The following is a 15,114-nucleotide window of genomic DNA, read 5'->3' as shown; positions in this document are numbered from 1 at the left end:
CCTTATCCGTCCCTTGTTCCGGCGACCGCCGGATCGCGTATTTGCCAGCGCCGGTTGGATGCGTCAGAGCATTCCCTTTTTCGACGGATGGCAAGCCTCCATCTGCAGATGTAGTGGGCGCCTGACGGGGCGCCATCAACGCTCCCATCAGATTGCATCAGTTGCGGTGGTTTTTCGCGGCGGTCGAAAGATTGGCGTCGACGATGCCGCCGGAGCCGACGAGGATCACTCCCGCAAGCTCCGCCATCGCCCCCCCAACATCAGCCGCCACACCTTGGCGGTCGGAATGCCGGCACGGGCGTGCGAGCGGAGGCCGGCTAGATAAGCTTGGCCCCGGCCAACTCGCGCATCAGATGGCTGGCGCCGTAGGTCCAGTGCGGGCAGTCGGGCGACAGCCGCACGCGGTTGACCAGCGCGCCGAATTTTTCCGACGAGATCGTGACGATGTCGCCGACCTTGTGGGTGAAGCCCTTGCCCTTTTCGCCGCGATCCTTCGACGGCACGAACATGGTGCCGAGATAGAGCGCCAGCCCGTCGGGATACTGGTGGTGCGGACCCATGGCGGCGGCAACCAGCTCTTCCGGCGAGCGGCTGATCTCGGCCATCGAGCTTGCGCCCTCCAGCGAGAACCCGTCCTCGCCTTCGACCTTCAGGCGCACGACGGCCCGCTTCACGTCATCGATCGAGAATGTGTCGTCGAACAGCCGTATGAAGGGGCCGAGGGCGGCCGAGGCATTGTTGTCCTTGGCCTTGCCGAGCAGCAGCGCCGAACGCCCTTCGACGTCGCGCAGATTGACGTCGTTGCCGATGGTGGCGCCGACGATCCTGCCGCTGCCGGCGGCGATCATGGCGATCTCGGGCTCGGGGTTGTTCCAGGTCGACACCGGGTGCAGGCCGACATCGGCGCCGAAGCCGACCGAGGCCATCGGCTGGCACTTCGTAAAGATCTCGGCGTCGGGGCCGATGCCGACTTCCAGATATTGCGACCACGCGCCGCGTGCGATGAGCTTGGCCTTGATCTCCATCGCTTCTGGCGAACCGGGCTTCAGCTTCGACAGATCGTGGCCAATCAGCCCGGCAATGTCGGCGCGGATGGCGTCGGCTTTTTCCGCCGAACCGCGCGCCTGTTCCTCGATCACCCGTTCGAGCAGGCTGACGACGAAGGTGACGCCCGAGGCCTTGACCGCCTGGAGGTCGACCGGGGACAGCAGATACGGCTTTTTGGCATCGCGCGTGGCCGCAAAACTGTTCGCGGCGACGGCCTCGAGCGAGCCGATCGGTTTGCCCTTGGCAGACCGCACATGACCGGCCGGATCAGGCATCCCGCAGACATCACGCACGGTCGGTGCCGCGCTCGACGTGATGTCGAGGACCGTGCCGTCGCGCACCGTGACCACCATGGGGTACGGGACATCACTGCTCCTGGCGCGGCCGACAAAAAGGCCTTCAGCGGGCAGGTGCGTGGGGTTGGTCATGGCGTTCGGTCCTCTGAAATGATCGACAATGCGGGCTAGCCGCATCGGCGCGGCACCTTCACCGGATTCCGGTCAAAGGTCTATCCCGTTTGCTTGCCAATCTGCATTGCCGTGTTCGATCGGCAAGTACCTGGTCCGAAAGGTCCGTTGGCGTTGGTCCAAATGTCAGGGCCGCGAACGCTATTTCAAAATCGTGAAATTCTGACTACAGTTTTCATTCATCGCAGCCCATCCAGGTGACCCTTTGCCCGCACCGTTCTCCGATCCCGTCTGGCGCAAGCCGCAAGCGGCCTCCAGGTTTCAGTCGCTGTTTGCCGGCGGCGGACGTGTCGATGTGGTCATTGTCGGTGGCGGCATCATGGGTTTGTCGACGGCTTTGCATGCGGCCCGCTCTGGCATGTCCGTGCAGGTGCTGGAGGCCGGCGACATCGGCCGCGGCGCCTCGGGGCTCAATGGCGGGCAGGTCATTCCCGGTCTTAAATACGATCCGGCATGGTTGCTCGCGCATTTTGGCCCGGAGCGCGGCGAGGCGCTGATCGATTTCGCCGCTTCGACTGCGGATGCCGTGTTCGAACTGATCCGCGATGAAAAACTGGCGGTTCCCTTCGTCCGCAATGGCTGGATCCAGGCGGCGCACACCGAGGCCGCGCTGAAGGCGGCGGCAAACCGTGACCGGCAATGGCGGGCGAGGGGCGCCGACGTCGAGCTTTTGACTGAGGCCGAGATCGCGGCGATGACCGGCGCTCGAGGGTATCTCGGTGGCTGGCTCGACCGCCGCGCCGGTGTCATCGATCCGCTCGCTTACACATCGGAACTGGCCCGGGTCGCAGTGGCGGCTGGTGTCGGGATAGCGGAGCGCCAGAAGGTCGTAAAGCTCGTCAACGCCGGCGGCGTTTGGCGTGTTTCGACCGAAAGCGGCACTGAATTGCAGGCGAAGGCGGTCGTGCTGGCGACCAACGCCTATACGGATGGTTTGATCCCTGGCCTCGCCGAGACGATCGTGCCGCTGCATTCCTTCCAGATCGCCACGGCACCGTTGCCGCCCAAACTGGCGGCCACGATCCTGCCGGAAGGGCAGGCGGTGTCGGATTCGCGTCGCATCCTCGTCTACTACCGCAAGAGCGCCGATGGCCGGCTGGTGCTCGGCGGGCGCGGCCGCATGGCCTTGCCGACGAGCGCCAGTGACTGGGCACATCTCGAGCGGGCGCTGCGGCGGCTCTACCCCGGCCTGTCCAACGTCGCCATCGAGAAGCGCTGGTTCGGCCGGGTGGCGATGACGCCGGACCACCTGCCGCACATCCACGAGCCGGAGCAAGGCCTTGTCGCCGTGGTCGGCTGCCAGGGCCGTGGCGTCGGCCTGATGACCGCGCTTGGCGAGCGCATCGCAACCTATCTTTCCAATGGCGACGCCAGGCAACTGCCGTTTCCGCTCACGCCGATCCGGCCGATCCCGTTCCACGCCTTCCGGCAGGTCGGCGTTGCCGCGACCATCGCCTGGTATCGCCTGCTCGATGCGCTGGAGCGTTGACGCAGCATGCCAGCGGGATTCCGCTTGACAGTTTCATGAATATGAAAAATTCTTAGGTAATTTCAAAATTCGATGGGCAGGTCGATGTCGACCATTGTTGCAACGCAAGCGCCAGAGGCCCGGTCTTCAACGGGCTTCCGGGTCGCGATGTTGCTGCCGGGCGCATTGGTCACCTTCCTGCTGATCCTGTTTGCCCTCGGCCTGGTGCTCTTCCTTGCCTTCCGAAACAACGACGGTTCGCTGCTCGGCACCGGTTTCAGCCTGGCGAATTTCGCCACCGTGCTGTCCGATCCGCTGTACTGGACGGTGACGCTGCGCTCGCTGGTCATTGCCGCGCTGGTGACGCTGGCCACCGTCGTCACCGCCTATCCCGTTGCCTACTACCTTGCCTTCCATGCCGGACGGCGGCGCGGCCTGCTGCTATTCCTGGTGACGCTGCCGTTCTGGACCAGCTATCTCCTGCGAGTCTTCGCCTGGAAGATCGTGCTCGCCTACAACGGCGTCTTGAACTCGGCGCTGATCGAAAGCGGCATCTGGTCCGAGCCGACATTGGCCTTTCTCAACACGCCGGCCGCTGTCGTCGTCACGCTCGCCCACGCCTATGCGCCGTTCGCCATCCTGCCGATCTATGTGGCGCTGGACACCATCCCGAAGTCGCTGATCGAGGCCGCTTCCGATCTCGGCGCCAGACCCTTCACCTCTTTCCGCCGGGTCGTGCTGCCCAATTCGATGCCCGGCGTGCTGGCGGCCGCACTTGTCGTCTTCGTGCCGACGGTCGGCGACTATGTCACGCCAGCGCTCGTCGGCGGCCCGGCCAGCACCATGATCGGTACGCTGATCCAGGCCGAGTTCGGCAAGGCCAACGACTGGCCGTTTGGCGCCGCACTCGCCGTCGCCGTCATGCTGGTCATCCTTGCTGTGGTGCTGGTCGCACGCTTCACCGACCGCAGATTTGGCAGCCGCACATGAACATCGCGCACACGCAGGGTGGCGGCCGCTGGCTTGGCGTCTATGTCATCGCCTACCTGGTCTTTCTCTATTTGCCGGTGCTGCTGATCCCGCTGTTTTCCTTCAACAACTCGATCCAGGCAGCATTTCCGCTGCAGGGCTTCACCTTGCAATGGTACGCGACGCTCTACGGCAATTCGGTGCTGTCCGGCGCGCTCGTCAACAGCCTCGTCATCGCTGCGATTGCCGCCACGGGGGCAACGCTGTGCGGCATCACCGTGTCCTACATGGATCTCTATGGCCGCTCGCCGCTGGCCGCCGTCATCAGCGCCGTCGCGCGGCTGCCGATCCTGATCCCGGGTGTCATCGTCGGCATATCATTGCTGATCCTCATCAACCTCATCGGTCTCGGGCCGTCGCGCATTGCCATCGTTCTCGGCCACATACTGGTGGCACTGCCAACGACGGTGGTGATCATGCGCAGCCGCTTTGCCGCCATTCCGAAAACCATTCGCGAGGCGGCACTCGACCTCGGCGCTTCCGACTGGACGACCTTCCGGCGGGTGATGCTGCCGCTCAGCCTGCCGGCCATCGTCTCGGCCTTCATGCTGGCCTTCCTGATCTCCTTCGACGAGTTCATCGTCGTCTTCTTCCTCGCCGGCACAGAGCCGACGCTGCCGCTCTATATCTGGAGCCAGCTTAGGTTCCCGAAATCGCTGCCGACCGTCATGGCGCTGGGCACGTCGATCCTGGCCGTCTCCTTCGTCATTGCTGCAATCGCCGAAATCCTGCGCCATCGCGGCCTGTCCGCAGCGGCGCCACGACCCGCGGATCCATCACAACCAAAACAAACCAAGAGAGGAGAACTGCAATGGCATTCGACCTGATATCTGGAAAGTTGGCCCGGACCGGCCTGGCCGCCCTGGCTCTGGCGCTGTCGTCGACCGTCGCTTTCGCCGGCGACAAGCTGCAATATTTCACCTGGTCGGGCTATGAACTGCCCGACTTCAACAAGAGCTTCCTTGCCGCGCATCCCGATGGCGTCGAGGCCTCCATCTTCGGTGACGATGATGATGCCTTCACCAAGGTCAAGGCGGGCTTCCGCCCTGACATCGCCCATCCCTGCTACGACAAGGTGGCGCGCTGGAACAAGGAAGGCCTGCTGCAGCCGATCGACACCAAGCGCATCAAGAACTGGGATTCGATCTTCCCGGTGTTCAAGAACCTGCCCGACCTGCAGGCCGGTGACGGCAAGGTCTGGATGGTGCCGTGGGACTGGGGCAACACCTCAATCCTCTACCGCACCGATCTGGTGAAGAACCCGGAAGCGAGCTGGAACCTTCTGTGGGACAAGCAGTATGCCGGTCGCATGGCGACCATCGACGCCGTGCATGACACGCCGATCGTTGCGGCACTTCTGGCCGGCGTCAATCCGTTCGACATGACGCCGGAGCAAATGGACAAGGTGGCGGAGAAGCTGCGCGAGCAGCGTCCGCTGCTCTCCAACTACACCACCGACATGACCTCGGTCGAACAGGCGCTGGCCAGCGGCCAACTGGTCGCCGCCATGACCTGGAACGCGTCGGCCACCTCGCTGAAGAAGCAAGGGGTGCCGGTCGAGTTCATGAAACCGAAGGAGGGCATGCTGACCTGGTCCTGCGGCTTCGTCATGCTCAAGGACGCCAAGAATGTCGATCTCGCCTATGATTTCATCAACAGCCGGCTGGACGCCGACTCGGGCAAATACCTGATCGAGTCCTATGGCTATGGCAGTTCGCTGAGCTCTGCCTTTGCCACCGTGCCGAAGGAGGATTTGGAAAAACTGCAGCTGCCGTCCGACCCCGAGGTGATGCTGAAGACCACCATCTTCACCGGACCGATGAAACAGAATGACGAACTCGCCAAGATGTTTGAAAAGGTCAAGGCAGGCGGCTGAGCCTGGTTCTTCCTTCTCCCCTTGTGGGAGAAGGTGGATCGGCGCGCAGCGCAGAGACGGATGAGGGGTGTTGGACGGATCACCGTCTTTGCCAAGCTGGAACACCCCTCATCCGTCGCCTTCGGCGACACCTTCTCCCACAAGGGGAGAAGGGAAGCCCAGCAAGCGCCCCGCCCAAAAGTTGACTGCAACGAGGACGAATGCATGGACATGCTGGACGAAGCGGCTGAAAAGCCGAAGGACGATGCCGATGTGCGGGTTGGCCGGCGCGTGCGGGCGCTGCGGCTTGAGCGCAACCTGTCGCTGGCCGATCTGGCCGCCAGGGCCGGCGTGTCGATCGGCGCGCTCAGCCAGATCGAGCGCGGCATGTCCTCGCTCCGCGTCAAGGTGATCTGGCCGCTCGCGGCCGCCCTCGATATCGAACCTTCGGCGCTGATCGCCGACGGCAACGATGCCGTGAGCGATCTCTATTGCGTGCGTGCCAACAGCCGCCGCGCCATTCCGGTCAAATCTGAAGGCATCGCCAAGGCGCTGCTGTCGCCACCGGGCGCGACGCTGACCGGCATGCTGGTGTCGGTGGAAGCCGGCGGCGGCACCGCCGAGGCCTATGCCCACGCCGGCCATGAATTCGGCTTCGTCGTTTCGGGTGAGGTCGAACTGGTGGTGGATTCGACGAACTACGTGCTGAAGGCCGGCGACAGTTTTGCGTTCAAGAGCACGCTTTTGCACGCCTTCCGCAATCCGGGCGCCGAGCGCTGCCAGATACTCTGGGTCAACACCACCAAGCCGTCCGAGGTTCGCGATGGCGCCTGATCCTCTTGTCCGGCTGCAGGCGGTCTCGAAGATATTTCCAGGCGGCATTGTCGGCCTCGACGCCGTCGATCTCGACATCGTCCGCGGCGAGTTTCTCACCCTGCTTGGGCCGTCGGGCTGCGGCAAGACCACCAGCCTGCGCGTCATCGCTGGCTTCGAAAGCCCGTCGAGCGGCAAGGTGCTGCTCGACGGCCGTGATATCACTGCACTCAGGCCCTACGACCGGCCAGTCAACACCGTGTTCCAGGATTACGCGCTGTTTCCGCATATGAATGTTGCCGAAAATGTCGGCTTCGGGCTGTCCTTGCGAAAACTTTCCGGCGCCGAGCAGGCAAAACGCGTTGGCGAAGCCCTCGATATGGTTGGTCTGGCCGACAAGCTCGGCGCCCGCGTCTCCGATCTGTCGGGCGGCCAGCGCCAGCGCGTGGCGCTCGCCCGCGCCATTGTCTGCGAGCCGCGCGTGCTCTTGCTCGACGAGCCGCTGTCGGCCCTCGACGCGCATCTGCGCGAACAGATGCAGGTCGAGCTGAAGCGGCTGCAGTCGCGGCTCGGCACCACCTTCGTCATGGTCACCCACGACCAGACCGAAGCGCTGTCGATCTCCGATCGCATCGTCGTCATGAACAAGGGCCGCATCGAGCAGATCGCGCCGCCGGCAACGCTCTACGATCGGCCCGCCACCACATTCGTCGCCAGTTTCATCGGCACCATGAACCTGTTGCAGTCGCGTTTTATCGAGCGCGATGGCGACCGCTTGCGGTTCGCCGCCGGTGCCTTGCCGCTGGAAGCGACCTCCGAAACCGGCGAAGCTCCGGCCGAGGGCACGATCCGCACCGTCGGCGTGCGGCCCGAGGATTTGCTCGCGGCCACCGAGGCGGCACCCGGTACGGCGCCGGCCCGCGTCAACAGCATCGTCTTTCACGGCCGCACGTTGCGCCTGCATGCCGAACTCGGGCAGGGCGCACCTGTTGTCATCGACGCGCCGCGCCAGGCCGATGGTTTTCAATTCAGCGTCGGCGATGTGGCGCATATCAGGGTGCGCCGGGGTGCCAACTGCCCTATGCTGCCAAGCTAGTTTCACCGACATTCCAGAACCGGAGCACCGCGGGTGAGCAGTCATCTGGACTGCTTACCGACGGCAGATGGGTGGCACCCGTGGTATCGTACGCGTGGAAATCCCACGCTTGACTCGAAGCTAGGTTCCTGTTTTGTTCTATGTCGACAAGGCAAGAGCGTACTTCTGCGGGCGTATGCGTATGTATCTGCAAGGCGAATTCGACTTAGGCATTCCAAAGCCGTCATGGTGGCCCAAACGGCCGGCCGCTGAGGGCGATGTGATCCGCCGATCGCTCCCTCAAATCGTCGTCACATACCCCGCGCGATATCATCATCCTGACATCGCTTGTCAGCTACCAAGCGGATCGATGATGGCAGGCCAACAGGCTGTCCCCTAATTGCAATGCGTCTGAACAGGAGGAACACAAATGACCATCGCGGAAATTGCCAAGGATTTCACCGAACTCCTACAGCAAGGCGACCACCACGGTGCCGCTGAGAAATACAATGCCAACGAAATCGTCAGCTACGAAGCCATGGAGGGGCCGATGGCCGTCTCCCATGGCAAGGAGGCCCTCAAGCAGAAGGGCCAGTGGTGGCAAGAGAACCACGAAGTCCATGGCGGCTCGGTCGAAGGCCCCTATGTCAACGGCGACCAGTTCGCAGTGCGCTTCAAGTTTGACATAACGCCCAAGGCTACGGGCGAGCGTGTCACCATGGATGAAGTCGGCGTGTACACGGTCAAGAACGGCAAGATCACCGAAGAGCGCTTCTACTACTGAGGCCGGAAATAATACCGGGCTCCGGGAGCCTGCTCGCTTCGCTGCAGGCTTGAAAATAAGCATGGCGGCCGGGACGATAGCCCGGCCGCATGTGAGAGTTCAAATCGTCTTCACGTACTCTGCCAGTTGATCCGCCACAGTGCCCCAGCCATCGAAGAAGCCCATCTCTTCATGGTTCTTGCGGGTCGCTTCGTCGCGGTGGATGGCGGTGGCGGTGTAGCGCGTACCCTTGCCGTCCGGCTGCAAGGAAATGACTGCGGTGATGAACGGCTCCCCTGACGGCCGATAACCCGGCAGCAGCGCATCCGTCCACACCAACCTCTCGTTCGGCACGATTTCCAGATAGCAGCAATGGCGGTCGTTGACCTCCTTGCCGTCAGGCGACTGCATGCGCGTGCGAAACAGCCCGCCCGGCCTGAGGTCGATCTCGCAGTCGGTGACGGTCCACGGCTTCGGCGTGAACCACTGCTTGACATGGGCAGGGGTCGTCCAGGCTTTCCACAACAACTCGCGCGGCGCATCGACGACACGCTCCAGCACGAGGTCCAGTCTGGGGTCCGGCTTGAACGGATAGCTCATGCGTCTTTCTCCTTCAGGGTCATCACATAGGCGTCGAACTGGTCGAGGCGGCGTTCCCACAATGTGCGCTGTTCGGCCAGCCAGTTTTCGGCAAGCTTCAGCGGCTCAGGCGCCAGTTGATAGGTCCTGACCCGGCCGGTCTTTTCCGAGCGCACCAGCCCGCAGCCCTCCAAAACCCGCAGATGCTCGATGAACGAGGGCAGGGCCATGTCGAAGGGCTTCGCAAGTTCGCTGACCGAGGCGGGGCTGCGGTTCAACCGCTCCACCACGCGTCGCCGCGTCGGGTCCGACAGGGCGCGAAAGATGCCGTCGATCGGTGGCGGCGTTTGTGTCGCGGATTGCAGACTTGTCATGGCGATCACCGCTCGACACGATAGGCGAGCACCACGGCGCCGTTGGCGAAGGAGCGTGTGTCGACCAGCCTGAGGTCCGTCGCGTCCTCGGTCCTGTCGAAAAGCTGCGTGCCGCTGCCGAGCATGACCGGGAACACCATCAGCCGGTATTCATCGACAAGGTCGTGCTGCTTGAGCGCGTTGACCAGCGTGCGGCTACCGCCAACGACGATATCGCCTTTCAGATCCTGCTTGAGTTTGCGGATGGCGGCCATCAGCTCGCCTTGAAGGACTGTCGTGTTGTTCCAGGCCGGGGTCTTCACCGTCGCCGACACCACATATTTCGGCATGCTGTTCATCCGGTCCGCAAAGGCGCCTTTGTAGGTCGGCCAGGCGTCCGCGAAGCTTTCATAGGTCACCCGGCCGATCAGCAGCGCTTCGTGGTCCAGTACCTCTTGGAATTTGTACTCGATCTGTCCGGCCTCGTGCCGTTTGCCGACCCAGTTGGTGTGCCGGTAGCCCGGCTCGCCTCCCGGCGCTTCCATCACGCCATCGATGGAGATGAATTCCGATACAACGATCCTGGCCATGGTCATTCCTTTCCAGCGCTGACCAATACTTAGGAAAAATCCTTAGTGTTGGCAACAGCCAAAATTCGAAGGATGCCAACCAGGGGTGCTGGCAAAGCGGGAAGGGCGGTTCTAGGCTGGGAGCGGATTCGACTGTCAGTTTGGGGAAGTGCGCTTGACGATCACGATGTACGGCATCACCACCTGCGACACGATCAGGAAGGCACGCGTCTGGCTGGAGGGTCATGATGTGCCCTACCGGTTTCACGACTACAGGGCGGAAGGGCTGGAGGCGAAGCGGCTGGATGGCTGGGTCGGCAAGGTTGGCTGGGAAATCCTGATCAACAAGGCGAGCACGACCTTTCGCGAATTGGCCGACACGGACAAGCAGAACCTCGACGAGAAGAAGGCCAAGGCGCTCATGCTGGCCAAGCCGACCATGATCAAGCGGCCGGTGCTGGACCTGGGCGAGAAGATTCTGGTCGGCTTCAAGCCGGATGTTTATGAGATGGCGGTGGGCAGTTTTAAGTAGGAGCAGCAGGACGGCGAAGCTGCCGATCTCCCCCCTTGCGGGGGAGATGGCCGGCAGGCCAGAGGGGGGTGGGAAGGATCGCCAACCGTCGGCCGACTTATTCCAAAGGGGCCTGTCGAAGCACGTGGCCGCAGTTGCAATTAGTTGACAGACCGGAGGGACAGCACCCCCCTCTGCCCTGCCGGGCATCTCCCCCGCAAGTGGGGAGATCGGCCAATCGCCACCGTTGCAGGGAATAGGCGCCCTTCAATCCGACTTTCTGAGATACGCCGCCAGCGCCACCGCATTGTTGTGCGCTTCGTCATGCGCACCATAGAGCAGCGTGACCTTTCCCGTGTCGAGCAGCGCACGCAACTGCCCGACCACCTCTGCATTCCCGTCCAGCTCAGCCCGATATCGCTTCTGAAACTCCGCCCAGCGCTCCGGCGCATGGCCGAACCATCCGCGCAAGCCGTCGCTCGGTGCGATCTCCCTCAGCCATAGCGCCAACACGGCCTCTTGCTTGCTGACGCCGCGTGGCCAGATCCGGTCGACCAGAACCCGTTGCCCATCGTCGGGCGCCGGCGGCTCGTAGATCCGCTTGACCGCCAGGTCGAAGGCCATCCAACGCTCCTCAAGTGCCTGTCAGGCCCACTCGCCCTTGCGCATCACCGGCACACGAGCGCCATCCTTGTGGACGCCATCTATGTCGATCTTGTCCGAGCCGATCATCCAGTCGATGTGGATGAAGCTCTTGTTGCCGCCGCGTGCGGCGATTTCGTCCTGGCTGAGCGAGGCGCCGTCGACGAAACACTTCGAATAGCACTGGCCGAGTGCGATGTGGCAGGCGGCGTTCTCGTCGAACAGCGTGTTGAAGAACAACAGGCCGCTGGCCGCGATCGGCGAAGAATGCGGCACCAGCGCCACCTCGCCGAGACGGCGCGCGCCCTCGTCGGTGTCGAGCACCTTCTTCAGCACGTCCTCGCCCTTCGAAGCCTTCGCCTCGACGATCCGGCCCTCCTCGAAACGCACCGAGATCTCGTCGATCAGCGTGCCTTGGTAGGACAGCGGCTTGGTCGAGGAGACATGGCCCTCGACGCGCCTGGCATGCGGCGTGGTGAAGACTTCCTCGGTCGGGATGTTCGGGTTGCAGGTGATGCCGTTCTTGGCGGTCGAGGCGCCGCCCATCCATTCGTGGCCGTCCGCCAACCCGACGGTCAGGTCGGTGCCCGGCCCGGTGAAATGCAGCGCATGGAAATTGTGGCCGTTGAGCCATTCGGTGCGGCCACGAAGTGCTGCATTGTGCGCCTTCCAGTTGCCGATCGGGTCTTCGACGTCCACGCGCGACGCCGCAAAGATGGCGTCGGCGAGCTTCGCCACGGCAACGTCGTCGGCATCATCCGGGAAGACCTGCCTGGCCCAGGCGAGATCCGGGTAGGCGACGATGTTCCAATTGATATCGAAGCCGGTGATCTTCTCCAGTGCCGGCTGATAGGCCATCGAATTCGCCTTGTTGGCGCGCGCCACTTTCGCCGGATCCTGCGCCGACAACAGCGACGGATCCTCGCCGCGTACGGCAAGCCGCGCCGCATTGTTGGCGAAGGCCTTAGCCATGCCTTCATAAAGCCAGCCGGCGGCCCGGTCGAAACTGGCATCGGCGCCGAAGCGATAGCGCGCCAGCGTCATCTCGTCGTCGTTGAAGATCGGCGTCACCAGCCCGGCGCCGGCCTTGTAGGCATGCTCGACGATCCGTCTGGTCAGCGGCAGTGCCGCGATCGACGACGTCAGCACCAGGTCCTGTCCGGGTTGCAACTGCAGCCCGACCTTGATGGCGACTTCCGCCAGCCTGTCGAGCTTCACCGGGTCGATCGATGCGGCAACGCCGCGCGAATGTGTGGTCATGATCCTGCCTGCCGTAGTTTGATGTCTCACTCTACATAGACCGGTGCCACGGTGCTTTCCACCGCGATCCCACCGGTGGGTGCGGTGGCCGCATTCGGCGACCCGAACTGTGCCATCGTCGCCTCGATCTCTTCCTTGATCCAGACCTTGAAATCCCGGACCTTGCGGTTTTCGGCCTTGGCCGAGGAGGTCACCAGCCAATAGCCGAGGCCGCTCTGGGCGCGGATTCCGAACGGCGCCACGAGCCGGCCGTCGGCCAGCGCATCGGCGGTGAGCAATTGCCAGCCGAGCATCACGCCATGGCCGGCAATCGCCGATTCCAGGCACAGCATCGGATCGGTGAAGCGCGCGCCCTTCAGGAACGTGACGGGCGGAACGCCGGCTGCCTCGAACCAGCTTTCCCAATTGATCATGGCCCGTTCGTCGGTGATGGCGCAGGTCTGGGCAAGATCCTCGATCGATTTCAGTTTCCCGGCGATCGCCGGGGCGCAGACTGGGAAGACTTCCTGGGCCAAAAGCAGTTCCGCCCTCCCGCCCGGCCATTTGCCGTCGCCGAGCCGGATGGCAATATCGATGTCGGAGTGGTCGAGATCGGCCAGCCGCACCGAAGCATCGATGCGCAACAGCACGTTGGGATGCCGCGTGAAGTGACGCGACAGCCGCGGCAGCAGCCACTTCGAGGCAAAGGCCGGCGCCACCGAAACCACCAATGTGCATTGCGTCGCCTCGTCGGCCATCGCCACGGCGTGGGCAAGCTCGCGAAACCCCGCACCGAGGCGGGCCGCGAAGACGGCGCCGAACTCGCTCAGCACGAGACCGCTCGCCGTTCGCTCGAACAGCGCCTGGCCGAGCTGCTTCTCGGTGCGGCTGATCTGCTGGCTGACGGCGCTGACGGAAACGTTGAGTTCCCCGGCGGCCGCCGCGAGCGAGCCGAGACGGGCGACGGTTTCGACGGCGCGAAGGCCGTTGAGATGGACGCGATTGAGCATGGCCATTTGAGTTTTTCTAAACCGATCCGGCTGAAATCTCAATTGAAAGACACATCGGAACGGCACACTTACGGAGGGAGCCAGACCCGTGGAGCCGAAAATGTTGAGCATGTTGTCATCGCTGAAGATCTTTTTCTCGACCCATGCTCCGCAGGAGCCAAGCCGGGAGAGTGTGACGCAGAGATGGCTGACTGATCCGCTTTCGCATCCTGTGCTCAACACCATGTCGGAGCGCGAATTGGGTGATGTGCCGTTCAGGCTGACGGCGCTCCGCACGGTGCACGAGACTGCTTCATTGCATGCGGGTTTCGGTGGACGCTGCTAAACGGACGCCTCGCTTTCCGGCTTAAGCAAAAGTCGAGGCGAGCGCCGCGCATTGCGACCGCGCTGGCCCAACCAAAGGTGGATTGTTTCACCGGCTCGCGCACTTATTGTGCACTGCAATGACACCCACCTCGACAGCACTGCGTTTCGCCATCGCGGGTATGATCGCCATGGCTGTTGCCATGGGCATCGGGCGCTTTGTCTACACGCCGATCCTGCCTGGCATGATGGAGGAGCTCCATCTGTCGCCGGCCGATGCCGGGTGGATCGCTTCCGCCAACTATCTTGGCTACCTCGTCGGCGCGCTGGCGGCTGCGGGCGGTTGGGCGCAGGGACGTGAACGCATGCTGATGCTGGCGGGTCTCGGCGCCAGCACGGCCCTTGCTGCGTTGATGGGACTGTCCGACACCATGGTCGCCTTTCTCGTCATCCGCTTTCTGGCCGGCCTGACCAGCGCCTTCGTCATGGTGTTCATGGCCAGCATCGTTTTCAGCCATATTAACGCTGCCGGCCGCGGCGACCTGCAGGCGTGGCATTTTGGCGGCGTTGGTCTCGGCATCGCGGTGTCCGCGGCGATGATGGCGGCGCTGGTCACCGAACATGCCGGCTGGGCGGCTGGCTGGCTCTGGTCGGCGGCAATTTCGGCTTGCGGTTTCGTCGTCGTGGCGCTGTTGGCGAACGAAGGCCCACTAGCCAATGGCGACGCCACGCGCGAGCCGGCGCTGCCGAAGGACTGGTCGCTGATGAAGATCATCGTCGCCTACGGCCTGTTCGGTTTTGGCTATGTGGTGACGGCGACGTTCCTGGTCGCCATCGTCCGGCAAGGCGGCGGCAGCCGCGTCTTCGAGGCGATGGTGTGGATGGTCGCCGGCCTTGCCGGTTTTCCCTCCACATGGCTCTGGCAGAAGATCGCCGCCCGGATCGGGCTTTACGCAGCCTATGCTCTGGCATGCTTCATCGAAGTTGCGGGCGTCACCGCCAGCGTGGCTATCGGCGGACGCACAGGGCCACTGCTTGGCGGCCTGCTGCTCGGCGGCACCTCATTGCCATCACGGCACTTGGCCTGCAGGCCGCGCGGCACCAGGCGCCAAAAGCGCCGCGGCGTATCTTTGCCTTGATGACGGCGTCCTTCGGCCTTGGCCAGATCATCGGCCCGATCGCCGCCGGGTTGCTGGCGCAGATGTCAGGCGATTTCTTCCTCGCCTCGATCGCCGCCGCAGTGATGCTGGTCGTCTCCGGCGCCATCACATGGTCGGCCGCGCCAAAATCGCCATGATTATAGGGTTGCTCGATGCCGGGCATCGGGTAGGCATTTGCTTTCCACCTAATATGTGACTTTATGCCCGCTAAACCCCGCTGATTTGCGCATC

16 protein-coding genes and 1 pseudogene are annotated in these 15,114 nt (G+C 63.3%); 10 read left to right on the top strand and 7 right to left on the bottom strand.

Annotated features, from left to right (window positions below):
- Positions 1–317: 317 nt before the first annotated feature.
- Positions 318–1,475 (bottom strand): fumarylacetoacetate hydrolase family protein, encoded by a 1,158-nt coding sequence (locus tag AC1DZP_RS05555; protein ID WP_477300668.1) that lies wholly within the window; start codon positions 1,473–1,475, stop codon positions 318–320.
- A 244-nt stretch (positions 1,476–1,719) separates the two neighbouring features.
- On the opposite strand from AC1DZP_RS05555, the gene AC1DZP_RS05550 reads away from it, so the two are divergent.
- The 7 genes from AC1DZP_RS05550 (at position 1,720) to AC1DZP_RS05520 (ending at position 8,538) form a co-directional block, all read left to right on the top strand.
- Positions 1,720–3,003: an NAD(P)/FAD-dependent oxidoreductase gene (locus AC1DZP_RS05550; RefSeq protein ID WP_477300666.1), complete on the top strand. Its 1,284-nt coding sequence runs from the start codon at positions 1,720–1,722 to the stop codon at positions 3,001–3,003.
- Between the two features lie 84 nt (positions 3,004–3,087).
- Positions 3,088–3,972, top strand: coding sequence for an ABC transporter permease (locus AC1DZP_RS05545; protein WP_457153031.1), 885 nt, complete (start codon positions 3,088–3,090; stop codon positions 3,970–3,972).
- On the top strand, positions 3,969–4,838 hold the full coding sequence (locus AC1DZP_RS05540; protein ID WP_477300664.1) for an ABC transporter permease: 870 nt from the start codon (positions 3,969–3,971) through the stop codon (positions 4,836–4,838). Before AC1DZP_RS05545 ends, AC1DZP_RS05540 begins: the two co-directional genes overlap by 4 nt.
- Entirely contained in the window at positions 4,823–5,887 is a 1,065-nt protein-coding gene (locus tag AC1DZP_RS05535) for an ABC transporter substrate-binding protein (protein ID WP_477300662.1), read from the top strand. The genes AC1DZP_RS05540 and AC1DZP_RS05535 overlap by 16 nt, the downstream gene beginning before the upstream one ends.
- 204 nt (positions 5,888–6,091) lie before the next feature.
- Complete coding sequence (locus AC1DZP_RS05530; protein ID WP_477300660.1) at positions 6,092–6,700, top strand: cupin domain-containing protein; 609 nt, start codon at positions 6,092–6,094, stop codon at positions 6,698–6,700.
- Positions 6,690–7,775 carry an ABC transporter ATP-binding protein gene (locus AC1DZP_RS05525; RefSeq protein WP_477300658.1) on the top strand — a complete coding sequence of 362 codons (1,086 nt, stop codon included), beginning with the start codon at positions 6,690–6,692 and terminating at the stop codon, positions 7,773–7,775. Before AC1DZP_RS05530 ends, AC1DZP_RS05525 begins: the two co-directional genes overlap by 11 nt.
- Before the next feature lie 409 nt (positions 7,776–8,184).
- Positions 8,185–8,538, top strand: a complete 354-nt coding sequence (locus tag AC1DZP_RS05520) for a SnoaL-like domain-containing protein (RefSeq protein ID WP_477300656.1) — start codon at positions 8,185–8,187, stop codon at positions 8,536–8,538.
- A gap of 99 nt (positions 8,539–8,637) precedes the next feature.
- On the opposite strand, the gene AC1DZP_RS05515 is transcribed toward AC1DZP_RS05520, so the two are convergent.
- Genes AC1DZP_RS05515 through AC1DZP_RS05505 form a run of 3 tightly spaced genes read right to left on the bottom strand, consistent with a single transcriptional unit; the run spans position 8,638 to position 10,039 of the window.
- Positions 8,638–9,117 carry an SRPBCC family protein gene (locus tag AC1DZP_RS05515; RefSeq protein WP_477300654.1) on the bottom strand — a complete coding sequence of 160 codons (480 nt, stop codon included), beginning with the start codon at positions 9,115–9,117 and terminating at the stop codon, positions 8,638–8,640.
- Positions 9,114–9,470, bottom strand: a complete 357-nt coding sequence (locus tag AC1DZP_RS05510) for an ArsR/SmtB family transcription factor (protein WP_477300652.1) — start codon at positions 9,468–9,470, stop codon at positions 9,114–9,116. Before AC1DZP_RS05510 ends, AC1DZP_RS05515 begins: the two co-directional genes overlap by 4 nt.
- A gap of 5 nt (positions 9,471–9,475) precedes the next feature.
- On the bottom strand, positions 9,476–10,039 hold the full coding sequence (locus AC1DZP_RS05505) for a dihydrofolate reductase family protein (protein WP_477300650.1): 564 nt from the start codon (positions 10,037–10,039) through the stop codon (positions 9,476–9,478).
- Between the two features lie 154 nt (positions 10,040–10,193).
- Here AC1DZP_RS05505 and AC1DZP_RS05500 point away from each other — a divergent pair, with 154 nt between their 5' ends.
- A complete protein-coding gene (locus AC1DZP_RS05500; RefSeq protein ID WP_477300648.1) occupies positions 10,194–10,550 on the top strand; it encodes an ArsC family reductase in 357 nt (118 codons plus the stop codon).
- 246 nt (positions 10,551–10,796) lie between these two features.
- Here AC1DZP_RS05500 and AC1DZP_RS05495 read toward each other — a convergent pair whose 3' ends face one another.
- The 3 genes from AC1DZP_RS05495 to AC1DZP_RS05485 are packed head-to-tail and all read right to left on the bottom strand — an operon-like array spanning position 10,797 to position 13,426.
- A complete protein-coding gene (locus tag AC1DZP_RS05495; protein WP_477225984.1) occupies positions 10,797–11,153 on the bottom strand; it encodes a DUF488 domain-containing protein in 357 nt (118 codons plus the stop codon).
- A 21-nt stretch (positions 11,154–11,174) separates the two neighbouring features.
- Positions 11,175–12,431 (bottom strand): aminopeptidase, encoded by a 1,257-nt coding sequence (locus tag AC1DZP_RS05490; protein ID WP_477225985.1) that lies wholly within the window; start codon positions 12,429–12,431, stop codon positions 11,175–11,177.
- 26 nt (positions 12,432–12,457) lie between these two features.
- Positions 12,458–13,426: a LysR substrate-binding domain-containing protein gene (locus AC1DZP_RS05485; RefSeq protein ID WP_477300647.1), complete on the bottom strand. Its 969-nt coding sequence runs from the start codon at positions 13,424–13,426 to the stop codon at positions 12,458–12,460.
- Positions 13,427–13,520: 94 nt separating this feature from the next.
- Here AC1DZP_RS05485 and AC1DZP_RS05480 point away from each other — a divergent pair, with 94 nt between their 5' ends.
- On the top strand, positions 13,521–13,745 hold the full coding sequence (locus AC1DZP_RS05480; RefSeq protein WP_095091877.1) for a hypothetical protein: 225 nt from the start codon (positions 13,521–13,523) through the stop codon (positions 13,743–13,745).
- Positions 13,746–13,905: 160 nt separating this feature from the next.
- A pseudogene (locus tag AC1DZP_RS05475) lies at positions 13,906–15,020 on the top strand (YbfB/YjiJ family MFS transporter).
- The last annotated feature ends 94 nt before the right edge of the window (positions 15,021–15,114 follow it).

It is taken from the genome of Mesorhizobium sp. P2_F8, from assembly GCF_056403655.1.
The sequence above is the reverse complement of the archived record's forward strand: the minus strand, read 5'-3'. Positions and strand labels throughout refer to the sequence as shown.